The organism is Variovorax sp. 679 (assembly GCF_003952185.1).
Lineage (GTDB): Bacteria > Pseudomonadota > Gammaproteobacteria > Burkholderiales > Burkholderiaceae_C > Variovorax.
The window spans coordinates 78,105-103,572 of record NZ_RXFS01000009.1 but is presented as its reverse complement, the minus strand read 5'-3'; the positions used below and the strand labels follow the sequence as shown (position 1 = coordinate 103,572).

The 25,468-nt window shown below is 68.7% G+C and carries 27 protein-coding genes; 21 read left to right on the top strand and 6 right to left on the bottom strand.

The genetic code is table 11. The features are described from left to right. Nucleotides 1–46: 46 nt before the first annotated feature. On the bottom strand, nt 47–520 hold the full coding sequence (locus EJO71_RS23485; RefSeq protein ID WP_125951170.1) for a transcriptional repressor: 474 nt from the start codon (nt 518–520) through the stop codon (nt 47–49). A 132-nt stretch (nt 521–652) separates the two neighbouring features. Here EJO71_RS23485 and EJO71_RS23480 point away from each other — a divergent pair, with 132 nt between their 5' ends. From EJO71_RS23480 to EJO71_RS23430, 11 genes are all read left to right on the top strand, one after another. After that, the gene (locus EJO71_RS23480; RefSeq protein ID WP_125951171.1) at nt 653–1,633 is read left to right on the top strand and encodes an AraC family transcriptional regulator; all 981 of its coding nucleotides are present in this window, start codon (nt 653–655) and stop codon (nt 1,631–1,633) included. 81 nt (nt 1,634–1,714) lie between these two features. Then, on the top strand, nt 1,715–2,650 hold the full coding sequence (locus EJO71_RS23475; protein WP_125951172.1) for a tryptophan 2,3-dioxygenase family protein: 936 nt from the start codon (nt 1,715–1,717) through the stop codon (nt 2,648–2,650). A 29-nt stretch (nt 2,651–2,679) separates the two neighbouring features. Beyond that, nucleotides 2,680–3,855: an amino acid aminotransferase gene (locus EJO71_RS23470; RefSeq protein WP_125951173.1), complete on the top strand. Its 1,176-nt coding sequence runs from the start codon at nt 2,680–2,682 to the stop codon at nt 3,853–3,855. Further along, a complete protein-coding gene (locus EJO71_RS23465; protein ID WP_125951174.1) occupies nt 3,852–5,036 on the top strand; it encodes an FAD-dependent oxidoreductase in 1,185 nt (394 codons plus the stop codon). Before EJO71_RS23470 ends, EJO71_RS23465 begins: the two co-directional genes overlap by 4 nt. Nucleotides 5,037–5,118: 82 nt before the next feature. Next, a complete protein-coding gene (locus tag EJO71_RS23460) occupies nt 5,119–6,117 on the top strand; it encodes a tripartite tricarboxylate transporter substrate binding protein (RefSeq protein WP_125951175.1) in 999 nt (332 codons plus the stop codon). Between the two features lie 143 nt (nt 6,118–6,260). Next, nucleotides 6,261–6,923 carry an alpha/beta hydrolase gene (locus EJO71_RS23455; RefSeq protein ID WP_125951176.1) on the top strand — a complete coding sequence of 221 codons (663 nt, stop codon included), beginning with the start codon at nt 6,261–6,263 and terminating at the stop codon, nt 6,921–6,923. A 27-nt stretch (nt 6,924–6,950) separates the two neighbouring features. Next, nucleotides 6,951–7,268: a putative quinol monooxygenase gene (locus tag EJO71_RS23450; protein WP_125951177.1), complete on the top strand. Its 318-nt coding sequence runs from the start codon at nt 6,951–6,953 to the stop codon at nt 7,266–7,268. Nucleotides 7,269–7,405: 137 nt separating this feature from the next. Next, nucleotides 7,406–8,962: a glutamate--cysteine ligase gene (gshA, locus tag EJO71_RS23445; protein WP_125951178.1), complete on the top strand. Its 1,557-nt coding sequence runs from the start codon at nt 7,406–7,408 to the stop codon at nt 8,960–8,962. Between the two features lie 138 nt (nt 8,963–9,100). Continuing rightward, on the top strand, nt 9,101–10,033 hold the full coding sequence (locus EJO71_RS23440; protein WP_125951179.1) for an SDR family NAD(P)-dependent oxidoreductase: 933 nt from the start codon (nt 9,101–9,103) through the stop codon (nt 10,031–10,033). Between the two features lie 102 nt (nt 10,034–10,135). Next, nucleotides 10,136–10,555 (top strand): nuclear transport factor 2 family protein, encoded by a 420-nt coding sequence (locus EJO71_RS23435; RefSeq protein ID WP_125951180.1) that lies wholly within the window; start codon nt 10,136–10,138, stop codon nt 10,553–10,555. Beyond that, on the top strand, nt 10,545–11,000 hold the full coding sequence (locus tag EJO71_RS23430) for a MerR family transcriptional regulator (protein ID WP_125951181.1): 456 nt from the start codon (nt 10,545–10,547) through the stop codon (nt 10,998–11,000). The genes EJO71_RS23435 and EJO71_RS23430 overlap by 11 nt, the downstream gene beginning before the upstream one ends. On the opposite strand, the gene EJO71_RS23425 is transcribed toward EJO71_RS23430, so the two are convergent. The 3 genes from EJO71_RS23425 to EJO71_RS23415 all read right to left on the bottom strand — a co-directional run bounded on the left by EJO71_RS23425 (nt 10,987) and on the right by EJO71_RS23415 (nt 12,656). Further along, nucleotides 10,987–11,346, bottom strand: a complete 360-nt coding sequence (locus EJO71_RS23425; protein ID WP_125951182.1) for an HPF/RaiA family ribosome-associated protein — start codon at nt 11,344–11,346, stop codon at nt 10,987–10,989. The two genes, EJO71_RS23430 and EJO71_RS23425, sit on opposite strands and share 14 nt — an antisense overlap. Nucleotides 11,347–11,469: 123 nt before the next feature. Next, entirely contained in the window at nt 11,470–11,898 is a 429-nt protein-coding gene (locus EJO71_RS23420; RefSeq protein ID WP_125951183.1) for a CBS domain-containing protein, read from the bottom strand. Nucleotides 11,899–12,044: 146 nt separating this feature from the next. Continuing rightward, a complete protein-coding gene (locus tag EJO71_RS23415; RefSeq protein ID WP_125951184.1) occupies nt 12,045–12,656 on the bottom strand; it encodes a cell envelope protein SmpA in 612 nt (203 codons plus the stop codon). Nucleotides 12,657–12,879: 223 nt separating this feature from the next. On the opposite strand from EJO71_RS23415, the gene ylqF reads away from it, so the two are divergent. From ylqF to EJO71_RS23400, 3 genes are all read left to right on the top strand, one after another. After that, nucleotides 12,880–13,842, top strand: a complete 963-nt coding sequence (gene ylqF / locus EJO71_RS23410; RefSeq protein ID WP_125951185.1) for a ribosome biogenesis GTPase YlqF — start codon at nt 12,880–12,882, stop codon at nt 13,840–13,842. 10 nt (nt 13,843–13,852) lie between these two features. Further along, the gene (locus tag EJO71_RS23405) at nt 13,853–14,458 is read left to right on the top strand and encodes a Crp/Fnr family transcriptional regulator (RefSeq protein WP_125951186.1); all 606 of its coding nucleotides are present in this window, start codon (nt 13,853–13,855) and stop codon (nt 14,456–14,458) included. 64 nt (nt 14,459–14,522) lie between these two features. Then, the gene (locus EJO71_RS23400; protein ID WP_164546887.1) at nt 14,523–15,113 is read left to right on the top strand and encodes a DUF1772 domain-containing protein; all 591 of its coding nucleotides are present in this window, start codon (nt 14,523–14,525) and stop codon (nt 15,111–15,113) included. On the opposite strand, the gene EJO71_RS23395 is transcribed toward EJO71_RS23400, so the two are convergent. After that, nucleotides 15,020–15,841 carry a hypothetical protein gene (locus EJO71_RS23395; RefSeq protein WP_125951187.1) on the bottom strand — a complete coding sequence of 274 codons (822 nt, stop codon included), beginning with the start codon at nt 15,839–15,841 and terminating at the stop codon, nt 15,020–15,022. The two genes, EJO71_RS23400 and EJO71_RS23395, sit on opposite strands and share 94 nt — an antisense overlap. 121 nt (nt 15,842–15,962) lie before the next feature. Here EJO71_RS23395 and EJO71_RS23390 point away from each other — a divergent pair, with 121 nt between their 5' ends. The 7 genes from EJO71_RS23390 (at nt 15,963) to EJO71_RS23360 (ending at nt 23,770) form a co-directional block, all read left to right on the top strand. After that, complete coding sequence (locus tag EJO71_RS23390) at nt 15,963–17,057, top strand: suppressor of fused domain protein (RefSeq protein WP_125951188.1); 1,095 nt, start codon at nt 15,963–15,965, stop codon at nt 17,055–17,057. Between the two features lie 54 nt (nt 17,058–17,111). Beyond that, nucleotides 17,112–17,561, top strand: coding sequence for a transcriptional repressor (locus EJO71_RS23385; RefSeq protein WP_125951189.1), 450 nt, complete (start codon nt 17,112–17,114; stop codon nt 17,559–17,561). Between the two features lie 93 nt (nt 17,562–17,654). Then, nucleotides 17,655–17,804 carry a type B 50S ribosomal protein L36 gene (gene ykgO / locus EJO71_RS23380; protein ID WP_125951190.1) on the top strand — a complete coding sequence of 50 codons (150 nt, stop codon included), beginning with the start codon at nt 17,655–17,657 and terminating at the stop codon, nt 17,802–17,804. 134 nt (nt 17,805–17,938) lie between these two features. Further along, nucleotides 17,939–18,646: an ABC transporter ATP-binding protein gene (locus EJO71_RS23375; protein ID WP_125951191.1), complete on the top strand. Its 708-nt coding sequence runs from the start codon at nt 17,939–17,941 to the stop codon at nt 18,644–18,646. Nucleotide 18,647: 1 nt separating this feature from the next. Continuing rightward, complete coding sequence (locus EJO71_RS23370) at nt 18,648–20,048, top strand: DUF3526 domain-containing protein (RefSeq protein ID WP_171022418.1); 1,401 nt, start codon at nt 18,648–18,650, stop codon at nt 20,046–20,048. Nucleotides 20,049–20,066: 18 nt separating this feature from the next. Then, nucleotides 20,067–21,545, top strand: a complete 1,479-nt coding sequence (locus EJO71_RS23365; RefSeq protein ID WP_125951266.1) for an ABC transporter permease subunit — start codon at nt 20,067–20,069, stop codon at nt 21,543–21,545. A gap of 44 nt (nt 21,546–21,589) precedes the next feature. Then, nucleotides 21,590–23,770: a TonB-dependent receptor gene (locus EJO71_RS23360; RefSeq protein ID WP_125951192.1), complete on the top strand. Its 2,181-nt coding sequence runs from the start codon at nt 21,590–21,592 to the stop codon at nt 23,768–23,770. Nucleotides 23,771–23,780: 10 nt separating this feature from the next. Here EJO71_RS23360 and EJO71_RS23355 read toward each other — a convergent pair whose 3' ends face one another. Further along, on the bottom strand, nt 23,781–25,430 hold the full coding sequence (locus EJO71_RS23355; RefSeq protein WP_125951193.1) for a DUF4139 domain-containing protein: 1,650 nt from the start codon (nt 25,428–25,430) through the stop codon (nt 23,781–23,783). Between the last annotated feature and the right edge of the window lie 38 nt (nt 25,431–25,468).

The following is a 25,468-nucleotide window of genomic DNA, read 5'->3' as shown; positions in this document are numbered from 1 at the left end:
GGTGACGAAGCGACACGAAGTGCGCGCAGCCTGGGGGTTTGCCTGACTACCTTGCGCAGTCGCCGCAGGTCCCGTGAAGGGTGAGGGCCGTGTGGCGGGTGTCGATGCCCTGCTTGCGCAGTGCGCGGCCCAGGCGACCCATCACCTTCGGCAGCTCGGGATCGGAAGGCAGCGCCAGCACCTTGTGGCACTGGTCGCATTCGAAGGTGTTGCCCGACTCCGCCTCGACGTGGCGCGAGAAGCGGTTGACGCGGTCGGCGCCCACGCGGCGGTCGCACAGGCCGGCCTCGACCAGCCGGTCGAGTACGCGGTAGACCGTCACCCGGTCGGGCGCCTCGCCGGTGGCGGTGGTGTAGGCCGCGGCCACTTCCTCGTGCGTCAGGGGCTGCGAGCTGTGCTCGATGAGCTCGAGCACGGTCTGGGCGGCGCGCGTGACGCGCAGGCCGCTTTCGCGCAGCAGCGTTTCGCTGTCGAACGGGGCGGCGCGAGGGGGCTTCGGGTGCGAGGGCGTTGTCTTCATGCGGTCTTCTTGCGAAACGCCATTGTGTTGCATCCTGGGGCGCCATGGGTAGCCAGCGGCCGAATCGCCCGGCTGGCGTGCCAGATAATCGCCGCCATCCAGACAGACACATCACCGGGCGGCACGAAGAGCATGGACACAGAGCGGGGCGGCGACGTACTCAGCCACGTGCTTGCGACCTACAAGTCAGAAAGGGCCGTGACCGCGCGGTTCTCGCTTTCGGCGCCCTGGGCGCTGCATTCGACCGGCGTGGCCGGCCCGCTGATCCGCATGTGCACCGGCGCGCCCTACTGGATCGCGGTGGACGGCGCAGAGCCGGTGCAGGTGGCGCCGCATGACATCGCGATGCTGCCGCAGGGCGGGGCGCACACCGTGTCGTCCGCGCCGGGGCTGGCGCCGGTGCCGTTTCGCACGCTTATCGAAGCGCACTCGGTCGGCCGGCATGGCGACCACCCTATCGTTTTCGCCCATGGAGGAGGCGGCCCGGCCACCGAGCTCTTCTCGCTGCACCTGTGGATGCCCGCGCAGGGGCTGGGCTCGATCATCGGCAGCCTGCCGCCGCTGATCGTGCTGCGACAGGCGCAGATCCCGACCACCGCCTCGCTCGCGCAGGCCATGGAGTCGCTGGTGAACGAGACCATCGCCCAGCGCCCGGGCTGGCAGCTGTCGGCGGCGCGCATGGCCGACCTGCTGCTGGTGCACATCCTCTGCGAACACCTCTACGCCCAGCCGCAGGCCCAGAGCCAGGGCGGGCAGCTCGGCAGCCTGCGCGGGCTGGACGACGAGAGCATCGCCCGCGCGATGTCGCTGATGCACGAGCGGCCCGGGCACCCATGGTCGGTCGCCACGCTGGCACAGGCCAGCTACCTGTCGCGCACCGTCTTCAGCGAACGCTTCCGTGCGCTGGTGGGCGTGACGCCCATGCACTACCTGGGCTCGTACCGCATGACGCTGGCGGCCGAGAAGCTCAAGAACCGGCAGCTGAGCCTGCATCAGGTAGCCGAATCGGTCGGCTACGCGTCGGAGAAAGCGTTCTCGCGTGCCTTCCAGCGCTGGACGGGCATGACGCCGAGCGCGTACGCGCGCCGGCACGAGCAACCCGAAGCGGGCTGAGTCAGCTGCGCCGGACGCCCGGTGCCCAAATCCGGCCTGCCGGAGGTTGAGGCCACCACTTGCGCGCCGAACAATCGGCGCATGGCCACCTCACGCAAAAGAGTCATTCCCGAAGTTCGCAACCCCGCGCTAGAACTGTCGCTGGTGAAACCCATCGCAACCGGCGACAACACGCAGCGCGCCACGACCGTGCGCGACACCGACGGCGAACCGTTGACCGCCTTCGAGGGCACCAGCAACCCCTATCTGGAGCACCAGCGCAACGACCTGCTGCTGAGCCTGCAGCACATGCGCAGCGAAGGCCACGACGAGATGGTCTTCATGTGCATCACGCATTGCAAGGAGCTGACCTTCAAGGCCATCCACTACGAGCTGGCCAACATGCAGGCGCGCATCCGGGCCGACGACGTGGCCGGTGCGCTGCAGCTGGCACCGCGCGTGCGGGCGCTGCTCGAATTCCTCGGCAAGACCTGGGACGTGCTCTCGACCATCACGCCGCACGAGTTCAACCAGTTCCGCAACACGCTGGGCATTGCCTCGGGGCAGCAGTCGTACATGTACCGGCATGTGGAGTTCATCCTCGGCAACAAGTCGGTGCCGCTGGCGCGCGCGCATGCCAACAACCCCGACGTGTGGCCCTGGATGGAGCGGGCGCTGAACTCGCCGAGCCTCTATGACGACGTGCTCGCGCTGCTGCACCGCCGCGACATCGCCGTGCCGCCCGAGGCGTTGTCGCGCGATTGGTCGGCGCCCTACGTGCCGAACCCTGGCGTGGAGGCGGCCTGGCTGTGGGTGTACGGCGACCCGACGCCCGAGAACGAGCTCTACCGCCTCGGCGAGGCGCTGATGGACATCGCCGACGTGTTCTCGCAGTACCGCTGGCGGCACTTCGTTTCGGTGGAGCGCATCCTGGGCTTCAAGCCCGGCACGGGCGGCTCGGCCGGCGTGGGGTGGCTGCGCAGCGTCGTCGACCACCGTTTCTTTCCCGAGCTGTGGTCCGTGCGGACGCAGCTGTGAGCCTGTTTTTTTCTCTCCCTGGAGCTCTTGTGTTCGATCGACTGCCGGCCTATGCCGATGACCCCATCCTCGGCCTGTTCGAGACCTACAAGGCCGATCCGCGACCCCACAAGGTCAACCTCGGCATCGGCATCTACTGCGACGAGGCGGGGCAGGTGCCGGTGCTCGAATCGGTGCGGGCCGCGCGTGAAGCGGGCGCAGGGGCGCGCGGGCCCAGCGTCTACCTGCCGACCGAGGGCGGGGAGGCCTACCGCCACGCAGTGCGCGGTCTGGTGTTCGGCGAAAGCGTTACCGACGTCGTGGTGGTGCAGACCGTCGCCGGCACAGGCGCGCTGAAGGTCGGCGCCGATTTCCTGAAGGGCGTGCTGCCCGACGCCGCGATCTGGATGCCCGACCCGACCTGGGCCAACCACGCGGCCATCTTCGCCGGCGCGGGCTTCCGCGTCGAAAGCTATCCGTACTACGCGAAGGCGACGGGGCGCTTCGACCTCGACGGCGCCGTCTCCACATTGCAGAAGCTGCCCGCCGGCGGCGTCGTGCTGCTGCACCCGTGCTGCCACAACCCGACTGGCGTCGATCCATCGCAAGCCGAGTGGCGAGCATTGTTCGACGTGATCGGCCAGCGCGGCCTGCTGCCATTCTTCGACATGGCCTACCAGGGCTTCGCGCACGGCGTGGACGAGGACGCATGGGCGGTGCGTGAATGCGTGCGGCGCGGCATCGCCTGCCTGGTGGCGAGTTCGTTCTCGAAGATCTTCTCGCTGTACGGCGAGCGCGTGGGCGCGTTGGCGGTGCACGCCCCTTCGGCCGACAAGGGGCGGCTGCTGGGGCAGCTCAAGCTGGCGATCCGCCGCAGCTATTCGTGCCCGCCGGCGCAGGGTGCTGCACTGGTGGAGGCGGTGCTTTCCAACCCGGCGTGGAACGCGCAATGGCGCACCGAGCTGAATGCCATGCGCTACCGCATGCGCGAGATGCGCACGGGCCTGCACCGAATGCTCGGCGAAGCCTTGCCGGGGCGAGATTTCGAGTTTCTCGTCGAGCAGAACGGCATGTTCAGCTACTCGGGGCTGTCGGTGGCGCAGATCGCGGCGCTGCAGTCGCGCCACGGGGTGTACGTGGTGGGGTCGGGGCGCATCTGCGTCGCCGGGCTCAATGCGTCGAACATCGGGCGTGTGTGCGAGGCGCTGGTCGAGGTGGTGCGATGACGCAGGCGGCGAGGGTATTGATCGTCGGCGCGGGCATCGCGGGCTGCTCGGCCGCCATCGCGCTGGCCAACAAGGGTTTTCGCGTCACGTTGGTCGAGAAGCAGGCCGAATGGCGCTTTCAGAGCTCGGGCATCTTCATCTACGGCAACGGGCTGGAGGCGCTGCGCAAGGTGGGCGTGCTGCCGGGGATTCTCGAAGCGGGCTTCGCCATCGAGGATGGCCGCAACGTCTACCTCGACCACCGGGGCGAGCCCATCGTCGACGTGTTCTATCCGCGCTCCAGCGGCGGCGCGGCGCCCATCGTGGGCATCAAGCGAGCCGAGATGCACCGTGTGCTGGCCGCGCGGCTCGATGCGCTGGGCGTGGAGATCCGGCTGGCGACGACCGTGGCGAAGATCGATTCACCGGAAGGCAGCGATCGCGCGGTGGTCGTGTTCTCGGACGAAACCGAAGAGTGCTTCGACCTCGTCGTCGGCGCCGACGGCATCCGCTCGCAGCTGCGCGAGGCCGTCGCCGGCCCCATCGCGCCGCGCTACACCGGCTTCGGCGTCTGGCGCAGCGTGCACGAGCGGCCGCGCGATCTGGACGCCAAGATCATGATGATGGGCATCGGCAAGCGGCTGGGCATCATGCCGATCAGCGACGACAGGCTCTACATCTTCGGCACGGTGAGCGAGCCGACCGGGCGCTGGTATCCGAAGGAGGACTGGCCTTCGTTGATGCGCGAGCGCTTCGCCGAGTTCGGCGGGCCCGCGCGGCAGTTCCTCGACCAGCTCGGTGCGGATTCCGAAGTGCTCTACACGGCCGTCGAGGAGGTGCAGGCTCCGCTGCCCTGGCATGCGGGCCGCGTGCTGCTGATCGGCGACGCGGCGCATGCCTCCACGCCCTTCATGGGGCAGGGTGGGGCGATGGCGGTGGAAGACGCGGTGGTGCTGGCCGGCATGCTGGCGCGCCACGGAACCGCCGAAGCAACGCTCCAGGCATTCGGCGAGCGCCGCTACCCGATGTGCCGCTTCGTGCAGGAGGCTTCGCGCAAAGTGGGCGAGGCGGGCGCGATGGAAGATGCCGAGAGCTGCGCCCGGCGCAACGCAGCGATGCGCGAGGGCGCGCAGCAGCAGGTCGATGCCTTCTACGGGCAGCTGAGAGCGCTCGGCGAGCCGCATATGCCGGAACCTGCCTAAGCATCTGACAAATGGGTCGTTCGCTTGCGGGCGAGGGCGCGACAGAATCGCGCGCTTTGTCTCCTGCAATCGAAAGTTCGCCATGCGTGCCCATTCCCTCCTGTCGAAGCTGCTCAGGCCGGTCCTCGTGCTGGGAGCCTGCGCTTCGCTGACCGTGGCCGCGCAGGCGCAACCGGCGGCTGCGGCCTATCCGTCGAAGCCGGTGCACATCACGGTCGCGAACACGCCCGGCAGCTCGCCCGACGTGCTGGCGCGCTATCTGGCGCAGCGCCTGTCGGAACAGTGGAAGCAGCCGGTGGTGGTCGACAACCGCGCCGGCGCGGCGGGCATCCTGGCCGCAGACGGCCTGGCCAAGGCGCAGCCCGACGGCTATTCGCTGCTGGTGGGGGCGGACGGCCCCATCACCATCCTCCCCAACATCCAGGCCGGCCTGCCCTACGACGCGCGGCGCGACCTGGTGCCCGTGGTGTCGCTCGGGCAGATCGACTTCGTGCTGGTCGCCAACCCGAAGACCGGCTTCCGCACGGTCGCCGACTTCGTGCGCGCGGCCAAGGCCCATCCGGGGCGAATCAACTACGCCTCGGCCGGCAACGGCAGCCCGCAGCAGCTCAGCATGGAGCTGCTCAAGCAGAAGGCAGGCGTCTATGTCACCCACATCCCGTACCGCGGCGGGCCGCTGGGCATGCAGGACGTGATCGCAGGGCAGGTCGACGTGATGTTCATCGCGGTCGGCCCCGCGTTGCCGCACATCCGCAGCGGCCGGCTGGTGGCGCTGGGCACCAGCGGCGAGAAGCGCCACGCGCTGCTGCCCGAGGTGCCGACCGTGGGCGAGAGCTACGCGGGCTACCGGTCGGGCACCTGGTTCGGGCTGTTCGCGCCGGCGCGCACGCCGCAGCCGGTGCTCGACGCCATCTCGGCGGAGGCGGGGCGCATCGTGCAGGCTCCGGCCGCCCGCGCCGAACTCGCGGCGCAGGGCATCGAGGCCACGGGCCATCCGCAGCGACAGTTCCAGACGCAGGTGTCGGCCGAGTACGAGCGCTATGCGCAGATCGTGAAAGCCGTCGGCATCAAGGCCGAATAGCGAAGTTCCCGGCCGCGGAAGTAACGGCAGGCCGCACGTCGAAACGTTGTGCAAGTCAGCCTACCGGCCGTTTCGGCGGCTCGGGCGGGGCCGGGATGCGCTAAGGTCCGGACATCCGCGTTCCTGAATACCTTCGCCCGACCATGTCCCGTCCCCCCATCGAGATCGAAACCGCCCCCAACCCCACCGCCACGGTGATCCTGATGCACGGCCTCGGCGCCGACGGCAACGACTTCGTGCCCATCGCCGGCGAACTCGACCTCTCGGCCGTGGGGCCGGTGCGCTTCGTGTTTCCCAACGCGCCGGTCATGCCCGTGACCATCAACGGCGGCTACCAGATGCCGGCCTGGTACGACATCTCCGCGCCCGACCTGACGACGGGCGAGGACGAGGCCGGCCTGCGTAGCTCGCAGGCGGCCATCGAGGCGCTCATCGCCCGCGAGAAGGCGCGCGGCATCGCCGCCAGCCGCATCGTGGTGGCCGGCTTCTCCCAAGGCTGCGCGATGGCGCTGATGACGGGCCTGCGCCACACCGAGCGGCTGGCCGGCATCGTCGGCCTCTCGGGCTACCTGCCGATCGCGGCCACCACGGCGGCCGAGCGCCATGCGGCCAACCACGAGACGCCCGTGTTCCTCGCCCACGGCCGGCAGGACCCGGTGGTGCCCTACGCCAGCGCCGTGCGTTCGCGCGAGGCGCTGGTGGCCCTGGGCTACACCGTCGAGTGGCACGAATACGCCATGGCGCACTCGGTGTGCATGGAAGAAATCGCCGACCTCAACCGCTTCCTGCTGCGGGTGTTCGGCTGAACCTGAACCGGATCGAAGGAGCCAGGAATGATCCTTGTCATCGGACACGCATTGGCCAAGCCCGACACCCTGCAGGCCATGCTCGCGATCAGCACCGAGCATGTGCTGCGTTCGCGCGCCGAGCCCGGCTGCATCTCTCATGAAGTGACGACCGACGTGCAGGAGCCGCTGCGCCTGACCTTCGTGGAGCGCTGGAGCGACATGGATGCGCTGCAGGCGCACTTTCGCGTGGACGCCTCGCGTGCCTTCGCCAAGGCGCTCTCGGCCATGGCCGAGGGCACGCCGGAGATTCACGTCTACCGGTCGGACGAGATCGACCTGTCGGCGGGCCGCGCCAAGGCCTGAACGGGGCCTGGAATGCCGGCAGCTATCAAAAACATAGCGCGCAACAGGGTAGCCAGCCCCGGGATTCCCTGCACAAGCAGTGCCCGCTTGCCCGTGCTACCTTCCAGCCCCTCAGAAGATTGATGGGTCATAACAATATGAGCAACAGATTGCAGGAGAGGTTGGGTGCACTTTCAGCCGCACGACTGAAGGGCATGCGACGCGGTATCGAGAAGGAAAGCCTGCGCGCGCTGCCGGACGGCAAGCTCGCGCTGACGCCGCATCCGCTCGCGCTGGGCTCCGCGCTCACGCATCCGCACATCACCACCGACTTCAGCGAATCGCAGCTCGAACTCATCACGGGCGTGCACGCGGACGTCGACTCGGCCGTCGAAGAGCTCACGCGGGTGCACCAGTTCACCTACCGCGTGCTCGACGGACTGGGCGACGAGCGCCTCTGGGTGTCGAGCATGCCCTGCGGCCTGCCGACCGACGAGACCATTCCGATCGGCCGCTACGGCTCCTCGAACGTGGGCCGCGCCAAGAGCGTCTACCGCATGGGCCTGAGCCACCGCTACGGCCGCCGCATGCAGACCATCTCGGGCATCCACTACAACTGGTCGTTGCCCGATGTGTCGAGCGAACAGTATTTCGCGCTCATCCGCAACTTCCGCCGCCAGGCCTTCCTGCTGCTGTACCTGTTCGGTGCCTCGCCGGCGCTGTGTTCGAGCTTCGTGGCGGGCCGCCCGCACGAGCTGCAGCCGCTGGGCGACGGCAGCATGTTCATGCCGCACGGCACCTCGCTGCGCATGGGCCGCCTGGGCTACCAGAGCGACGCGCAGGCCTCGCTGGCCGTGAGCTACAACAGCCTCGACGGCTACGGCGCCTCGCTGCAGGACGCGCTCACGCGCCCGTGGCCGGCCTACGAGGCCATCGGCATCCGCAACCTGGGCGGAGACTACAACCAGCTCGGCACCAGCCTGCTGCAGATCGAGAACGAGTTCTACGGCACCATCCGCCCCAAGCGCGTGATCAACCCCGGCGAGCGCCCGCTGCATGCGCTGCGCGAGCGCGGCGTGGAGTACGTCGAAGTGCGCCTGATGGACCTCGACCCCTTCGAGACCGTCGGCATCAACGCGCAGACCATGCGCTTCATCGACGTGTTCCTGCTGCACTGCCTGCTGGGCGACAGCCCCGACGACACGCCGCAGGAAATCGCCGACCTCGCGCAGAACCAGCACCTGACCGCCGCGCGCGGCCGCGAGCCGGGCCTGAAGCTGCGCCGCAACGGCGCCGAAGTGGCACTGACCGACTGGGGCCTCGAGCTGGTCGAGCAGTGCCTGCCCATCGCCGCCGCGCTCGATGCTGCGCATGGCGGCACGGCACATGCCGACGCGGTACGCTCCGCCGGGGCCGCGCTTCGGAACCCCGACAGCCTGCCTTCGGCGCGCGTGCTCGCTGCCATCGAGAAGGAACACGGCAATTCCTTCGTCGGCTTCGTGCGTGCCCGCTCCGAGCAGACCCGTGCCACGCTGCTGGGCCTGCCGTTCTCCACCGCGCAGCAGGCGGAGTTCGAGCAGATGACGGCCGAGTCCATCCAGGAGCAGAAGCGCATCGAGGCGGCCGACACCATGCCCTTCGAGATCTACCGCGAGCAGTACGTCTCGCCCGCGCGCCTGGGCATGCCGCGCAGCAGGGCCGCAGTCGCTGCCTGACGCGCTGGCGACTGGCGCAGCCGCGCCGATGCTGCCCCGCAGCCGCTTTCTGGGGTAAAACGCCACGCTGCCGCCCGGGGAAGGCCCCCCGGCGCGGCAACGAACAACGGCAACTCCCATGGAAGGCGACACAGAGACATGAGCAACGGCAGCAACAGCAACCTCGATTTCAAGGGCCGCGTGGCCATCGTGACCGGCGCGGGCGGCGGCCTGGGCCGCCAGCATGCGCTGGCACTGGCGGCGCGCGGCGCCAAGGTGGTGGTCAACGACCTGGGCGGCGCGCGCGACGGCTCCGGCGGCTCGGTGAGCGCCGCGCAGGCGGTGGTCGACGAGATCAAGGCGGCCGGCGGTGAAGCCATTGCCAACGGCGCTTCCGTCACCGATTTCGAGGCGGTGCAGGCCATGGTCAAGCAGGCGGTCGACGCCTGGGGCCGCGTCGACATCCTCGTGAACAACGCCGGCATCCTGCGCGACAAGAGCTTCGCCAAGATGGACCTGGCCGACTTCAAGCTGGTGGTCGACGTGCACCTGATGGGCGCCGTGAATTGCACCAAGGCCGTCTGGGCGCTCATGAACGAGCAGAAGTACGGCCGCATCGTGATGACCACCTCGTCCACCGGCCTGTACGGCAACTTCGGCCAGAGCAACTACGGCGCGGCCAAGCTGGCGCTGGTGGGCCTGATGCAGACGCTGAGCATCGAGGGCGCGAAGAACGACATCCGCGTGAACTGCCTCGCACCCACCGCGGCCACCCGCATGACCGAGGATCTGTTCCCCAAGGAAATGCTCGAGGCCTTCCGTCCCGAGGCCGTGGTGCCGGCGATGCTGGTGCTGGCCGCGCAGGACGCGCCCAACCGCACCATCCTCTGCGCGGGTGCCGGCACCTTCGAGGCCGCGCACATCACGCTGACGCAGGGCGCCTGGCTGGGCATCGAGGCCGACACGCCCGAACAGTTGGCGGCGCGCCTGTCGGAGGTGACCGACCGCGAAGGCGAGGCCGTGCCGCAAAGCGGCGCGGCGCAGGGCGCGAACGAGGTCGCCAAGGGCATGGCGAACGCGAAGCGGGGCTGATCACCGGCATCGTGTTCATGGCGCGCTTGACCTAGAGCGCACTCGAGCATTTCCAATGAATCCACCGGGCATCCGGTTCATTCAACAAGAGGAAATCAAGCCATGAACACGATCGAGAACAAGGCCCTGGTCCAGCACATCCACGACGAGCTGGACAAGGGCAACGGCAAGGCTTTCGTCGACAGCCTGGCCGACGACGCCAGCTGGAAGATCGAGGGCAGCACCGCGTGGTCGCGCACCTACCGGGGCAAGAAGGCGATCCGCGAGGAGCTGCTGGACCCGCTCTTCGCGCAGTTCGCGGGCCCCTACGCGAGCAGGACCGAGCGCGTCATCGCCGAGGGCGACCGGGTGGTGGTGCTGTTCAGCGGCGACGTGCCCACCAAGGCCGGCAAGCGCTACAACAACCGCTATTGCTACGTCTACCGACTTGAAGGAGGCAAGGTGAAAGAGCTGACCGAGTACTTCGACACCGCGCTGGTGCAGGAGGCGCTGCTGCCTCCGGCCGTCGTCCATGCCGGCTGAAAGAGGAATTCCCTTCCACATCGGCGAGCTGGCCGCGCGCACCGGCCGCACGGTGCACGCCATCCGCTGGTACGAGACGCAGGGGCTCGTACCCGGCGTGGCGCGCGACGAGGGCGGCCGGCGCCTCTATGTCGAGCTGCACGTCGGCTGGCTCGACCTGATGGAGCGGCTGCGTCGCACCGGCATGTCGATCGCCGAGATGCGCGAATACACCGCGCTCGCGCTTCAGGGCAAGGTCACGCTTCGCGAACGGCGCGACATGCTCGCAGCGCACCGCGAACGCGTGAACGAGACCATCGCCGGGTGGAAGAGGGCGCTCTCGCTGGTCGATCGCAAGATCGACTTCTACGACGAGTGGATGGCCAGCGGCCATCGTCCGCCGCTCATTGCCGCGGAACCCTCAGCCGCGCCCGGGAAGCGCAGGCGCGGCGCTACTCCGCGATGAAGTTCGGATCGGTGCGGATCGAGCCGCGGTCCCGGTGGTTGTGAAGCCGCCCCAGCGTGTTCTCGATCAGGCGCTTCAGCTTGTCCGACGCACCCCGGAAAGCCTCGTCGAGGCTGGCCGCATGCTGCGTCACCGCCAGCGGCTGATGGTGCGCCAGGCGCGCCTCCATCACGCAGCACTTGTCGCCGCCGCCGGCCTTGTCGTGGTTCTCGTCGCTCAGGTGCACCTCGACGCGCGTCACGTCGTCGACGAAACGGCCCAGGTTCTGCTTGATCTCCGCATCGGCCCAACGCTCCAGCGCGTCCTTGTTGGTGATGCCGTTGCTCGTGTTGACCTGTATCTGCATTCAGAGTCCCCGCTGGATGGATGAACGAAAGCCCACTGTGCGCCCTTGGGCGCCGGATGGTGCGTAGGTCGATTCCCTACCCGCGCGCCGGGCAGGGTCTGCGATGTCGCGGGTCCGCTGCGTTCAACTCTGGATGTAGGTGGTCAACTGCTCGATGGTGGCTTCCTGGTCCGTGATGATGTCGTCCATCAGGTCCTGGATGGAGATCATGCCGACCACCTTGTCGCCGTCGACCACCGGCAGGTGGCGGAACTTGCGCTGGCTCATGAGCGCCATGCAGGCGCGCGTGCGGGTTTGCGGGGTGACGGTCATCACGTCGGGCGTCATGATCTCGCGCACCTTCACTTCCTTCGAGTTCTTGCCCTGCAGCGCGACCTTGCGGGTGTAGTCGCGCTCGGAGAGGAAGCCCACCAGCTTTTCGCCGTCCATCACCATCAGCGCGCCCACCTCGAAACGCGCCAGGATCGAAAGCGCATCGAACACGCTGGTGTCGGGAGAGGTTCGCCATGCCGCGGAATCATGGCGCTTGAGCAGTTCGGAGACGGGTTTCATCGTTGGCAACTCCATCAAAGGGTTTCGATTCGACCGACGCTCGGGCGCCGCACTCGGTCAAATGATAGGGGCGATGGATGACCGCGCGACGCAAAAAACTCTAAGGGATTGCGCGTGTGTGCAAGACACGCGCAATGCGCGAGAACTTAAGGCTGCGCAGCCGGCGTTGCGACGAACACGCGGCTCAGCGCCACGGCATCGCCCACCACAGCCTTCACGAGGCCCTTCTCGTCGAACTGCACCTGGAACTCCGACCAGCTGTCGCGCCAGTAGCGCCACACAGGCGCGTCGAGGCTGGGGTTCTCGCTGGCCACCGGGTAGGCGATGGCCATCAGCACCTGCTCGCGCGTCATGCCGGGCATCACCTTGCCGGCGAGGATGGCGTCGCGCACCGGTGCGGGGAAGGTTGCCATCTTCTGCTTGGGGTCCTGGGTCACGACGTAGCGCTGCGCGAAGGTGGGCAACGGGATGTTGCGGCTGTAGTCGTTCTTGATGCGCTGCTGCTTGCCGCCGAGCTCCACGCCGAACCAGCGGAAGTCGTAGGTCGTGACGCGTGCCGGCGTGCCCACCGCCACGATGCTCGTGCCCTGCTCGTCGTAGTTGATGTCGCTGATCGAGTCGCCGTAGGTGCGCATGTTGCAGCACAGGAAACCGCTGACCAGCGGGCCGGGTTGCGGCGTGGGGCGCTGGGCATGGACGACGGACACGGGCATGACGGTGGCTGCCAGCAGGGCGGCAGCGGCAAGGCGCTTGAACATGGATTTCCCTCGGAGTTGTTGGAGTCGCTGCCCGATCACTGTCAGTTGGCAGCGAAGGGATTCTAGGAGCGAACAACCCGAAGGCGAAGGCAGAATGCGCGCCTGCAGCTATCGAAAGCGTAGCAACAAGCTCCCGTTCAGGTTCCCGGTTCACAATGCGCACCGGCCCCTGGCGGGCTGCCCCATTTCCAGACAGAGACAGCGCGAAAGAAAGAGCCCACCGATGGCGATCCAGTGGTTCCCCGGTCACATGTATTCGACCCAGAAGGCCATCACCGAACGGGTGAAGGACATCGACGTGGTCATCGAGCTGCTCGACGCGCGGCTGCCCGGCTCCAGCGCCAACCCGATGCTGGCCGGGCTCACGGCCGGCCGGCCCTCGCTCAAGGTGCTCAACAAGCAGGACCTGGCCGACCCCGATCGCACCGCGCTCTGGCTGGCGCACTACAACGCGCTGCCCGCCACGCGCGCCATTCCCCTCGACGCGAGCCTGACGACGCCGGCGCAGCAGCTCGTGAAGGCCTGCCACGAACTCTCGCCCAACCGGGGCGGCCTGGCCAAGCCGATGCGGGTGCTGATCTGCGGCATTCCCAACGTGGGCAAGTCCACCCTCATCAACACGCTCACCGGAAGCCGCAAGGCCAAGACCGGCGACGAGGCCGGCATCACCAAGCTGGAGCAGCGCATCACGCTGGCCGACGACTTCTACCTGTGGGACACGCCCGGCATGCTGTGGCCGCGCATCATCGTGCCAAAGAGCGGCTACAACCTCGCGGCCAGCGGCGCGGTGGGGCGCAATGCCTTCGACGAGGAAGAAGTGGCGCTGGAACTGCTCGGCTACCTCAAGTCGAACTACGCCGCCGGCGTGGCCGCGCGCTTCAAGCTCGTGGAACTCGACGCCGAGACCATGGCCGAGATGAAGGACGAAGCGCTGCTCGACACCATCGGCCGCAAGCGCGGCGCCCTGCTGGGCAAGGGACGCGTCAACATGCAGAAGGCGGCGGAGATCGTGATGCACGAGTTCCGCGCCGGCAACCTCGGTCGCATCACGCTGGAGACGCCCGAAGAGTTCGCGCTGTGGCTGGCCGAGGGCCAGCGCGCGGACGCCGAACGCGCCGCGAAGAAGGCCGCGCGCAAGCAGAAGGGCAAGCCGAAGCCCGAGGCCGCGTCCGGCCAGGACGCCTGAGGCCGCCCCGATGCCCGCCGCGCCCGACGCCGCCGCGGCCTGGCGCCGGGCGCTTTCGCGGCGCTTTCCCGAACTGGCGCCGGCAACCCTGGCAGCGCTCGCCGTGCAGGCGCGCCGCGAGCCGCTGGACGCGCATGCGCCGCTGCTGGCGGCGGGCGATGTCTGGCAGCACGCGTTCTGGGTCGAGCGCGGCATGCTGCGGCTCTTCTACATCGACAGCGAAGGGCGCGAGTCGAACAAGAACTTTCATGCCGAGGACGCGTTCATCTGGCCCGTGACGGAGACGATGCGGCGAGAGCCTGCCGCCTTCTTCATCGCGGCGCTGACGCCGGCCACGGTGTGGCGCCTTCCGCATGCCGCCCTGCAGGCCGTGGTGGACGCATTGCCTTCGTGGACCGCGCTGCAGTTGCACGCGCTGGCCGGGCTGCTCGACGACAAGATGCGGCGCGAGCGGGTCTTCCTGCAGTGCACGGCGCGCCAGCGCTACGAGGCCCTGCTGCGCGAGCGCCCCGAATGGAGCGGTCGCATTCCGCTGCGCCACCTGGCCTCGTACCTGGGCATGACGGACGTGTCGCTCTCGCGGCTGCGTGCGGAGATGGGGCTTATCGAAGGTTAAGGCGCTGGCGGGCGAGCGGCCCGACAGTGGCGGCTTTCCTTTCCATGCAGGAGGAGTTCCCGCCATGTTCCTTCGTCGGCCGGCCGTGCTGCCGTCGCTTGCCTGTCATGCGCTCGCCATCTTCTGGCTGGGCGTGATGGCCGGCTTCTTCTGGACCTACAGCGCCAACGTCAATTTCGCGACCCTGGAGATGGACGGCGCCACCTACGCGCGCGTGCAGTCGGGCCTGAACCGCAACGTGCGGCACGCGATGTTCTTCGGCTTCTTCTTCGGCCCGCCCCTGCTGTGCGCGCTGGCATTGGCCACGGCCTGGGCCTCGCGCCGCGCGGGCTGGTGGCGGTGCCTGCTGCTGGCCGGCGTGCTCTACGGCCTGGGCATCGTAGTGTTCACCGCGCAGGTCAACCTGCCGCTCAATGCGTACACCGAATCGTGGAATCCGCTGGCGCTGCCGCCTGACTGGGCGCAAACACGCGAACGCTGGAACGCCGCGAACCTCTGGCGTGCCGTGGCCAGCGCATTGGCCTTCGGGCTGGCACTTGCGGCCCTGTGCGCGAGGGCGGTTCAGTCCAGCGCGAACAATGCCGCCGCAGCCTCGTCGAGCGCGGCGACGCGGCGCGAATCGGTGCGCGGGCCGGCCGCCTTCAGCGCACGCTGATACATCGCAAGCCGCGTGGCCGACACCGGCCTGCACAGCGGCCGCCCGGCCGTCTGCGCGATGCCGCGCCCGGGCACCACGTAGCGCCCCGGGTTGAGCCTCGCGAAGCGGATGTACGCCTGCAGCGTGGGCAGCATGTCCGCGTGCAGCGCGTTCATGCGCTTTTCCGCGTCCTTGCCGATCTGCGCGTGGCCCTTCGCGTCCTTCGTGATGGGCAGGCCCAGGATGTCGGCCATGTCGATCTCGAAGTGCGTGAAGTCGCCGTACGGGCGCTTGCAGTCGATCACGAAGCTGCGCCAGTTGGCGTGCTGCAGCAGCCGGATGTGCTCGGCCGTCACGTCGAAGGCAGCCCGCTGCCCGAAGGGCGGCTGGAAGGCGTAGTGCCCGGCCACGAAGCTCGCATGCAGGAAGAAGGCGGCCGTCACGTTCACGAAGCGTTCGAAGACCGGCGAGCTGCCCCCGTCGAGCAGGTCGCCGAACTGCTCGAGCGTCATGTCGGGCGGCACGATGGCGGGGGCGCCGGATTCGCAGTCGATCCATTCGGCCCGGCCGCGGCGGAACCAGTCGATGTCGGCCTGCGCGATCTCGATGCTGCCCGGCTGGGGCGGAACGACGGCGGCGGCCGCGGGCGTGTCCTGCGACTGCCCGCAACCCGACGCGGCCAGCAGGGTGGTTGCGGCGCACGCGGCAGAAAGTACCAGCGCATCCCGCCGATGGAACCATCTCACGTTGTTCTCTCCAGGGAAAAAGGCGATTCAGCGCGCGAGGATGCCATGCGGGCCTGACATCTGCCTGAAGGCTCCCGGGGGCCGGTGTAGGCTCGGCGCCATCGAAATCGCAAGGAGCGACATGACCGAAGCAGCGCAGGACCGGGAAGGCGACGCCGACGATACCGACGACCTCTCTCCGGGCTGGGACGCCATCACCGCCGCACTGGAGCGCCTGTACCCCGACCAGGAGCCGAAGCACTACGCCACGGTCATCAAGTGGATGCTGGGCGGGCCCGACCCGCTCGACGGGGTGAGCGTGTGGAAGCGCATGGAGCCGGTGCCGCACTGGCACTACCTGAGCTACGGGCTCAGCGAGCTGTACGCCAAGGAATCGAGCGATGCCGACACCAGCGGCTACGGCTTCGAGCTGACCTTCCGGCTTGCCTGCGAACCGGACGAGGAAGAACCGCCCGCGTGGGCCATCAACTTCCTGCAGAACCTCGCGCGCTACGTGTTCAAGAGCGGCAACGTGTTCGATGACGGCCACTGGATGACCGCCAACGGCCCCATCGCGCTGGAGCGCGAGACGCTGATCCGCTCGATGGGCTTCGTGTTCGACCCCGAGCTGCCGGCCATCGACACGCCGAACGGGCGCGTGAGCTTCATCCAGGTCGTCGGACTGACGGAAGACGAGGAACGCGCGGGCAAGCAGTGGGACACGCGCCGGCTGCTCGACGCGCTGCTGCCCGCGATGCCGCTGTGGGTGACCGACCTTGCGCGGCCTTCGCTGCTCAACGATGCCGAAGTCCGCAAGCGCGTGGAGGAGGGGGCGGCGCGCGACGGCTCTTCCAGCGGCTTTCTGTTCACCGAGGTGCTCGGCTGGGAGACGATCAAGCGGCTGCTGCGTGCGCCGGTCACCGAGATCACCCTCGGCGCGCGGCAGGTCGACGAACTGGTCGCGCTGCTGCCTCTGCGATTGCCCTTCGGGCGCGACTTCCACTTCGCGAGCCGCGAGCGGGCGCTGGTCTTCGAGCATGGCGAGAGCAACAGCGTTTCCGAGGAAGACGACAGGCTCGTGATGCGGCTGAGCGATGCCACCGTGCGCGAGCTGGCCCGAACGCTGAAGCCGTTGGAGGGCACGTACGAGCTGCCTGGTTTCGGTGCCGTGCGCTGGAAGGTGCAGAAGACGACAATCAGGGATCCGCAGGGGAACGTGGTCCGCACCGTAGGCTGACCGACAGCCCCGACGCCAGCCTAAACCGCCAGCTAGCCAGCACCCCGAATCCAGATGCAACGTCTCACGCGTCAACGCAACGCCGTCTTCTCCGCCTTCAGCGACGCAGGCCGCGTCCTCACCGCCCCGCAGATCCTGGCGCACGCGCGCGAGATCGTTCCCGAGATCAGCCTTTCGACCGTCTACCGCCAGGTTTCGCTGCTGCTGGCGGACGGCGAGATCGCCAAGGTCGAGCTGCCCGGCGAGCCCGCCCGCTACGAGGTGGCGTGCAAGCCCGAGGCGCATGGCAAGGCCGGTCACGGCGACAGTCACGCCGATCACCACCATCACTACTTTCATTGCTCGAGCTGCGGACAGGTGTACCTGCTGCACTCGTGCCCCGGGCCGATGGACGACCTGGTGCCGAAGGGCTTCCAGGTGCAGAGTCACGAGGTGACTCTGCACGGGGTGTGCGCCTCCTGCGCGGAAACGGCCGACAAGGGGCGCGCAGGCAAGGCGCACTGACCGGCCGTCTTTCATCCGGCTTTCGATTTATTGAGAATGAATTCTCAATAAAGTATAGTCGCGGGTCCGAATCCTTTGGTTCCCATCCCGACCATGCAAGTCCTGTCCTCCCTCAAAGAAGCAAAGAAGCGCCACCGCGACTGCCAGGTGGTGACGCGGCGCGGCCGCACCTACGTCATCTGCAAGTCGAACCCGCGCTTCAAGGCAAGGCAGGGCGGCGCGAAGAACAAGCACAAGCGCTGAGCGCGCGCACCGGGCGGTGCCCCGGCTGAAGCGCCTGCACCGCTGATTTCTCCCTCATCGAACGATCGCTTCGGCGCGCATGCGCCGGCGCGTGGCTGCGCTCGTCTTCTTTCTTCTCATACCGGGTTCCTTCCATGCTCCGAGCCAATGGCCTCACCAAGCAGTACGGCGCGCACACCGCGCTCGACCGCCTCGACCTCGACATCCGCGCCGGCGACATCTACTGCCTGCTGGGCGCGAACGGCGCGGGCAAGACCACGACCATCAACCTGTTCCTGAACTTCGTCGAGCCGAGCGCCGGCACGGTCGAGATCAACGGCATCGACGTGGTGCGCCACCCGGTGGCCACCAAGCAGCACGTGGCGTACATCCCCGAGCAGGTCACGCTGTACGGACCGCTTTCGGGGCTGGAGAACCTGCGCTTCTTCGCCGGCCTGGCGCTGGGCCGCGAGCTGCCGCGCGAGCGGCTGCTGGAGTTGATGACGCAGGTGGGGCTCGACCATGCCGCGGCCGACAAGCGCGTGTCCGCGTATTCGAAGGGCATGCGCCAGAAGGTGTGGATCGCGGTGGCGCTGGCCAAGCAGGCCAAGGCGCTGCTGCTCGACGAGCCCACCTCGGGGCTCGATCCCCAGGCCGCCAGCGAGTTCTCGGGCCTGCTGCGCCGCGCCGCCGACAGCGGCGTGGCCGTGCTCACCACCACGCACGACCTGTTCCATGCGCAGCAGACCGCCACGCGCGTCGGGATCATGAAGCGAGGCCGGCTCGTCGAGAGCCTGGACGGCGAAGCGCAGATCGCGCGCACCGACCTGCAGTCCCTCTACCTGCAGCACATGAGGGCATGACATGCTGACGAGCTGGATCGCACGCCGCGAATTCCTCGAACGCCTGCGCGACGGGCGCCTCTACTGGGCCGGCGGACTGGTCGCCGTGCTGCTGCTCACCGCGCTGGCCGTGGGCTGGGCACACCAACGCGCCGCGCAGGCCGAGCAGCGCACCGCGCAGGCCATGGACTACCGCGACTGGCTGCGGCAGGACCGCCGCCATCCGCACGACGCCGCGCACCAGGGCATGCATGCCTTCAAGCCCGAGGCCGCTCTGTCGATGCTCGACGCGGGCATCAACCCCTTCATCGGCAGCACCGTGTGGCTGCAGGCGCACCGCCAGAGCGAGGTGAAGTTCAATGCCGCGCAGGACGCGACCGGCCTGCAGCGCTTCGGCAATCTCTCGGTCGGCTGGATCCTGCAGGTGCTCGGGCCGCTGCTGGTGATCGTGCTGGGCTTCAACGCCTTCGCCGGCGAGCGCGAGCAGGGCATCCTGCGGCAGACGCTGAGCCTGGGCGTACCACCGCTGCGGCTGCTGGGCGGCAAGGCGTTCGCGCTGGCCGGCTCGCTGGCCGCGCTGCTGGTGCCGGCCGCGCTCATCGCCGCCGTGGCGGTGGCCGTCGGCGCGGGAGAGGTCGAACGGCTTGACGCGCTGCTCAGGCTGGGCGCCTGGTCGCTCGGCTACGCCGTGTACCTGGGCATCTTCGTGTTCGTGGTGCTCGGCGTGTCGGCGCTCTCGTCGACCTCGCGCATGGCGATCACGCTGCTGCTGGCGCTGTGGATCGCGCAGGCGGTGATGGCGCCGCGCGTGCTGTCGGAGCTGTCGCGCGCGTGGTTTCCCAGCCCGACGAGGCTGGAGTTCAACCAGGCGCTGGGGGCAGAGCTCAAGACCGTGTCCAACGAGGTGTGGCAGAAGAACTTCGGCTCCACCGAGCGCTGGGGCCGCGACGTGCCGCTTAGCAAGTGGGGCATCGCGCTGCGACTGGACGACCAGGCCTCCTACCCCGTGTACGACCGCCATTACGGCCGCCTGTGGGACACCTGGGAGCGGCAGCAGGCGGTGCAGGAATGGAGCGGCCTGCTGCTGCCCATTCTCGCTGTCCGCAGTTTCTCGATGGGCATGGCCGGCACCGACTTCGCGCACCACCGCAGCTTCACCACCGCCGCCGAGTTGCACCGCCGCCATATCCAGGACCTGATGAGCGAAGACCTCGTGGCGCATGCCGATCCGCTCGGCGACCGCCATTTCGCCTACCAGGCTGCACCCGACCTGTGGGCGACCGTGCCGCCATTCGACTACCACCTGCCGCACTCGGGCTGGGCGCTGCGGCACCAGCTGCGCAGCTTCGCCGTGCTGTGTGCCGGCCTGCTGCTGGCGGCGGCCTTTGCCGCCTTCGCCGCCTCGCGCCAGCGCGCGCTCTGAAGCAGGCAAGGCATGACCATGACCATTTCCATCGATCCACCACAGGGCCGCCGCCTTCTGTCCGTGATGCGCCAGGAATGGCGCCTGATGCTCGCCGAACGCACGCTGTGGGCTGTTGGCGCGCTCTTCCTGCTGCTCGTGGCCTATGCCCTCGGCAACGGGCTGCTGCAGACCGCGAGCCGCGACCGCGCACAGGCGGCAGTGGCGCAGGCCGACCGTGACGCCCGCGCAGCGCAGCGTGTGCTGCTCGACAACATCCTCGCCGGCACCGCGCAGCCCACGCCCTTCGAGAACCCGGCCGATCCTTCGCGCATGGCCAGCGGCTACGGCGGCCACCACGCGATCCTGCCGACCGCGCCGCTGGGCCCGGTCGCGCTGGGGCAGAGCGATCTGTTCCCGAGCCAGTTCAAGGTCACGGGCCAGAGCCGCGTGGTGTTCATGAACCCGAGCGACATCGAGAGCCCGTGGCATCTGCTGAGCGGGCATTTCGACCTGGCCTTCGTCATCGTCTACCTGCTGCCGCTCTTGATCTTCGCGCTGGGCTACAACCTGCTGTCGGCCGAGCGCGAGAACGGCACGCTGCGCTTGCTGCTGTCGCAACCGCTGCGACTGCGCACGCTGCTCGCGGGCAAGCTCACGGTGCGCGCGGCGGTGCTGCTGGCTCCCGCCGTGCTGCTGCCGGTGGCCGTGCTGCTGGTGGCACGACAGGCGGGCCTGGCCGGCTCGCCGGGCGCCGCGCTGTGGTGGTGGGCGCTGCTGGTGGGTGCGTACGCGCTCTTCTGGTTCGCGCTGGTGGTGGCGGTCAACGCGTTCGGCGCCTCGTCGGCGACGAATGCGATGGTGCTGGTCATCGCCTGGGTGCTGCTGGTGCTGGTGGCGCCGGTGCTGCTGAACCTGGCCGTGACGCAGGCCAGCCCCGCGCCGTCGCGCACCGAGCTGGCCACGCGCCAGCGCATCGTGACGGCCGAGGCGATGAAGCGCCACGCCGACCTGATGAGCACCGACTACCAGCACGTCGGCCGCGGTGCGATCCTCGTGCCGCGCGACGGCAAGATCGAGATCGCCGGCCGGCTGCTGGGCAACTACCTGATCGAGAAGGAAGTCGACGAGGCGATCAAGCCCGAGCTCGATCGCTTCGATGCGCAGCAGGCCGGGCAGCAGGCGCTGCTGGCCCGCTTCAGCGCGGTGTCGCCTGCGGCAGTGGCCTACGAGGGCATGACGGCGCTGGCCGGCACCGGCACGCGTCGGCAGGCGCGCTTCGAGGCTCAGACCGTCGCCTATCACGAGGCATGGAAGCGCTTCTTCTTCCCGCGCATCGACGCGCGCGATGCGCTCGCACCGGCCGACTTCGACCGTATTCCCGTATTCGCCTGGCAGGAAGAGCCCGCCAGCCTCGTGCGCGGACAGGCCGCGCTCGCCGTGCTGCAGCTGCTGGTGCCGAGCCTGCTGCTGTTCGGCCTGGCCGCATGGCGCCTGCGCCGCTTCTCGGTCGCCTAGCCGCCGCTCCCGTTTTTTCACTGCAATCTCAAGCAAGCAATCCAATGACCATGTTCATTCGCACGGCCGTGGCGGCGGCCGCAGTCACCGCATTCCAGGTTTCCTACGCGCAGGAGGGAAAGGAGCTCGGCACCGTCACCGTCGAGGGCAGCCGCGAGACCAACAGCCTTCATCTCGGGGAGTCGAGCGGTACCGCCTCGCGCCTCGGGCTTTCGGTGCGCGAGACGCCGGCCTCCGTCGAGATCCTCACGCAGGACGCCATCCAGCAGCGCGGCGCGCGCACCTTCAGCGAGGCCCTGCGCGGCATGACGGGTCTCACCGGCGGCGGTCCGCCGTCGTCGCCGACCACGCTGTCCACGCGTGGCTTCACCAGCCTGCAGTACCTGTACGACGGCGTGCGCAGCTCCGGTGCGGGCGTGACCAACCGCGTGCAGGACACCTGGAACTACGAGCGCATCGAAGTGCTGAAGGGCCCGGCCTCGGTGATCGACGGCGAAGGCGCCATTGGCGGTGTCGTCAACTTCGTGACTAAGCGGCCCGACCGCAACAACCCGAACAAGGAGGCGCTGCTTTCGTACGGCAGCTACGGCTCCACCCGCGCCGCCTTCGGCTTCGGCGGTGCGCTGGGCGACGCCAGCGCCTACCGGCTGGATTACAGCCGCAACGACACGAAGGTCGGCACCATCGACCGCAACGGCGAGCGCATCGACCATTTCACCAGCGGCCTGATGGTCGACTTCGGCGGCTCGGTGAAGCTCGATCTTTCGTTCGACTACCTGCGCGACGACAACCAGGCCTACTGGGGCACGCCGCTGGTGCCGGCCAGCTTCGCCACGCAGCCGACGAACGTGGTCAGTGCGCCCGACGGCCGCGTGATCGACCGGCGCCTGATCCGCAACAACTACAACGTGCCCGACGACAGGAATTCGTCGGAAACCTACTGGCTGCGCGCGCGCCTAACGGGCCAGCTCGACGGCGGCTGGTCGTGGCGCAACGAGTTCTCGGCCAACAAGGCGAACCGCGTCTTCCGCAACTCCGAGAGCGCGGTGTTCGTGGCGCCGACCAACATCGCGCGCGACCAGACGCTGATCACGCACGACCAGGACTTCTGGCTGAACCGCTTCGACGCCACGCACAAGGGCACGTTGGGCGGCATGGACAACCGCTTCGTCGTCGGCGGCGAATACAGCGAGACGCGCTTCGGCAGCCAGCGCCGCTTCTCCGACAGCAGCGCCGCCACGGCCGGCCTGCTGCGCGTGCCGGTGTTCGACCCCTACCTGGCGCCGTTCAACGAGAACCCTGCGCTCAGCACGGGCGCCGGCAACCGCACCAACACCAGCGCGAAGGTGAAGGTGAGTTCGGTCTTCGTGGAAGACGCCCTGAAGCCGATGCGCAACCTCACGCTGGTGGGCGGCCTGCGCTACGACCGCACCGAAGTCGAGCGCGGCATCGCCGACCTGAACATGGGCAGCTACACGCGCTTCGGCACCAACTACAGCTCGACCTCGGGCCGCATCGGCGCGGTGTACGACATCACGCCGCAGTCGAGCGTGTACGCGCAGTACACCAATGCCACGCTGCCGGTGAACTCGCTGTTCCTGCTGTCGGCATCGAACGCGGCGTTCCCGATGTCGCGCGGCAAGCAGGCCGAGGTGGGCTTCAAGCAGAGCATTCCCGAGGCGAACCTCGAGTGGACGGCGGCGGCCTACAGGATCGCGCTCGACAACGTGCTCTCGCGAGACCCCAACGACGCCCGCAACACCGTGAACAACGGGCGCCAGTCGTCGCGCGGCATCGAGCTCTCGACCGTGTGGCGGCCGACGCGCGAATGGACATTGGCCGGCAACCTCGCCGCGCTCGACGCACGCTACGACACGCTGATCGAGGCCGGCGGCGTCTCGCGCGTGGGCAAGACGCCGCCGAACGTGCCCGAGCGCGTCGCCAACCTGTTCGCCACCTACCGGCCCGACGGGTCGAAGTTCGAATACTTCGCCTCGCTCAACCACGCCGGCCACATGTACACCGACAACGCCAACCAGATCCGCATCAACGGCTTCACCACGCTCGACGCTGCGGTGAGCTACCGGCTGCAGAACGTGCTGCTGAGCTTCCGCGTTCGCAACCTGACCGACAAGCTCTACGCCACCTGGGTGGGGCGTGCGACCTCGCAGGTGCTGCTGGCGCCGCGGCGTACCTTCGAACTGTCGGCCAAGTTCGACTTCTGAAGGTGCCTGCTCAGCGCATCTGCAGGCGTGCGTCCTTCGGATAGCCGATGGTGTAGTCGGCCGTCACGCGCGCGGTCTGGCCGGCCGCCAGGTCGAGTTGCCACATGGCCAGGCCGGGCTGCTTGTTCCATGCCAGCTCGGCGGGCTGCGGCGAGAACTCCGAAGCCACGCGCACCTTCTCGTCGACCGACACCGGGGCGGCTTCTAGCACCTGCACGGCGATCGACGTGCGGTGGCGGTTCTCGACCACGTAGGCGCGCTGCACCTTGCGCTCGGCGCGTGAACCAGCGAAGCCGCCGGTGCCCTGGTTGTCGCGCTCGGGCTCGGCCTGCACGCGAACCAGTTCGTCGCGGCCGAAGGATAGCGTCAGGCGCGTGTCGCTCGGCGCATTCCACCGGCCGCTGCCCACGAAGGCGCCGTCGCGGTACAGCTGCATGGGGCCGGCCGGCCACACGCCGGCGGGCTGGTCGAGTTCGGCGACGAGGAAGGCGCTGGCGTCCACGCGCGGGCTGGTGCGTGCGGCGAGCTTGGCCGTGTCCTCGTGCTGGCCCAGCGCCATCGTCACGCGCTGGCCGTTGGAGGGCACGTCGATGGCCTGCGGCACCGAAAACTCGGTGGCGAAGCTGTTGTCGAACACGCTCACGTCGAACAGCGGTTCCGCCCGGCGCTCGCGGCTGTCCATGGACTTGCTGGCCATGATGGGCGATGGCGCCATGGCCGCTGCCGGCGCGGCGGGGTAGGCCATCTCGGCCGCCGGGCGCGGCGGCGGCTCGATGCCGATGCGCCACGCGCCCGGCAGGCGGCCGGTGGTCTCGCGGCGCGGCTGGCCGGTGGAAAGCACCAGCTTCACGCCGCGCCAGTCCTCGCCCGTGGCTTGCGCCACCAGGGCCTGGCGCTCGATGCGCACCTTGCGCGTGGTGGTGTCGAGCAGCGCGCGATAGGTCGGCGTCCAGCCCGGGCCGTTGACCTGGTAGCTGAGCTTCACGTCGGCATCGGCGCCGGCGGCCAGCGTCACCGTCACGGCCGTCACCTGGCCTCCGTTGCCCTGGGTGCGAGTGCGTTCGGCCAGCAGCGGGTTGAGCTGGCGGTCGATCTCGGTCTGCCTGCGCTGGATCTGGTGCTGCTTGAGCAGCGAGTCCTGCCCGGTGCGACGCATGGCATCGGTCATCGCGGCGAGGTTGCGCGCGTCCATCGGTGCGCGGGCGCCCGGGGCGTCGTTTCCGCTGCCGCCGGCCAGGCCCTTGAGGTAGCCGGTGACCATGCCGAGCGCGTCGTTCTCGGCCTGCAACGCGGCCTTCTGGTCTTCGAGCTCGCGGATGCGGCCGTCGAGCGGGCTGGTCGAGCAGCGCGCCGACAGTTCGCGCTGTTCGGTGAGCACCGAGGTTTCGCCGATGCGTACCGAGGCATCGGCCGACACCTGCAGGCTCTGCACGTCCAGGCCCGCCGGCAGGCAGGCGAAAGTGACCGATCGGGCGCCGGCCGCGACGCGCGCCACGCGCTCCACGGTGGCGCTGCCGGGATAGACCTTGACCTGCGTGATGCGCGAGTCGGCCGCCACGGCCTGCGGCGTTGCTGCCTGCCCCTGGGCGCTGAGGCTCAGTACCAGCAGGACGGCGGCACCGGCGGTGGCGCGGAGGAGGGCGGAAGTCGATGCTTTCATGAAGTGCCTTTGGAGCGGAAGTGATGAATGACCCCTGC

Coding starts and splice junctions, on each gene's coding strand:
- EJO71_RS23485 (WP_125951170.1), bottom strand. CDS start 520: ATGAAGACAACGCCCTCGCACCCGAAGCCCCCTCGCGCCGCCCCGTTC.
- EJO71_RS23385 (WP_125951189.1), top strand. CDS start 17,112: ATGCAACGTCTCACGCGTCAACGCAACGCCGTCTTCTCCGCCTTCAGC.
- EJO71_RS23460 (WP_125951175.1), top strand. CDS start 5,119: ATGCGTGCCCATTCCCTCCTGTCGAAGCTGCTCAGGCCGGTCCTCGTG.
- EJO71_RS23440 (WP_125951179.1), top strand. CDS start 9,101: ATGAGCAACGGCAGCAACAGCAACCTCGATTTCAAGGGCCGCGTGGCC.
- EJO71_RS23480 (WP_125951171.1), top strand. CDS start 653: ATGGACACAGAGCGGGGCGGCGACGTACTCAGCCACGTGCTTGCGACC.
- EJO71_RS23430 (WP_125951181.1), top strand. CDS start 10,545: ATGCCGGCTGAAAGAGGAATTCCCTTCCACATCGGCGAGCTGGCCGCG.
- EJO71_RS23415 (WP_125951184.1), bottom strand. CDS start 12,656: ATGTTCAAGCGCCTTGCCGCTGCCGCCCTGCTGGCAGCCACCGTCATG.
- EJO71_RS23355 (WP_125951193.1), bottom strand. CDS start 25,430: ATGAAAGCATCGACTTCCGCCCTCCTCCGCGCCACCGCCGGTGCCGCC.
- ylqF (WP_125951185.1), top strand. CDS start 12,880: ATGGCGATCCAGTGGTTCCCCGGTCACATGTATTCGACCCAGAAGGCC.
- EJO71_RS23360 (WP_125951192.1), top strand. CDS start 21,590: ATGACCATGTTCATTCGCACGGCCGTGGCGGCGGCCGCAGTCACCGCA.
- EJO71_RS23425 (WP_125951182.1), bottom strand. CDS start 11,346: ATGCAGATACAGGTCAACACGAGCAACGGCATCACCAACAAGGACGCG.
- EJO71_RS23450 (WP_125951177.1), top strand. CDS start 6,951: ATGATCCTTGTCATCGGACACGCATTGGCCAAGCCCGACACCCTGCAG.
- EJO71_RS23390 (WP_125951188.1), top strand. CDS start 15,963: ATGACCGAAGCAGCGCAGGACCGGGAAGGCGACGCCGACGATACCGAC.
- EJO71_RS23455 (WP_125951176.1), top strand. CDS start 6,261: ATGTCCCGTCCCCCCATCGAGATCGAAACCGCCCCCAACCCCACCGCC.
- EJO71_RS23435 (WP_125951180.1), top strand. CDS start 10,136: ATGAACACGATCGAGAACAAGGCCCTGGTCCAGCACATCCACGACGAG.
- EJO71_RS23370 (WP_171022418.1), top strand. CDS start 18,648: ATGCTGACGAGCTGGATCGCACGCCGCGAATTCCTCGAACGCCTGCGC.
- ykgO (WP_125951190.1), top strand. CDS start 17,655: ATGCAAGTCCTGTCCTCCCTCAAAGAAGCAAAGAAGCGCCACCGCGAC.
- EJO71_RS23465 (WP_125951174.1), top strand. CDS start 3,852: ATGACGCAGGCGGCGAGGGTATTGATCGTCGGCGCGGGCATCGCGGGC.
- EJO71_RS23405 (WP_125951186.1), top strand. CDS start 13,853: ATGCCCGCCGCGCCCGACGCCGCCGCGGCCTGGCGCCGGGCGCTTTCG.
- gshA (WP_125951178.1), top strand. CDS start 7,406: ATGAGCAACAGATTGCAGGAGAGGTTGGGTGCACTTTCAGCCGCACGA.
- EJO71_RS23365 (WP_125951266.1), top strand. CDS start 20,067: ATGACCATTTCCATCGATCCACCACAGGGCCGCCGCCTTCTGTCCGTG.
- EJO71_RS23475 (WP_125951172.1), top strand. CDS start 1,715: ATGGCCACCTCACGCAAAAGAGTCATTCCCGAAGTTCGCAACCCCGCG.
- EJO71_RS23400 (WP_164546887.1), top strand. CDS start 14,523: ATGTTCCTTCGTCGGCCGGCCGTGCTGCCGTCGCTTGCCTGTCATGCG.
- EJO71_RS23375 (WP_125951191.1), top strand. CDS start 17,939: ATGCTCCGAGCCAATGGCCTCACCAAGCAGTACGGCGCGCACACCGCG.
- EJO71_RS23420 (WP_125951183.1), bottom strand. CDS start 11,898: ATGAAACCCGTCTCCGAACTGCTCAAGCGCCATGATTCCGCGGCATGG.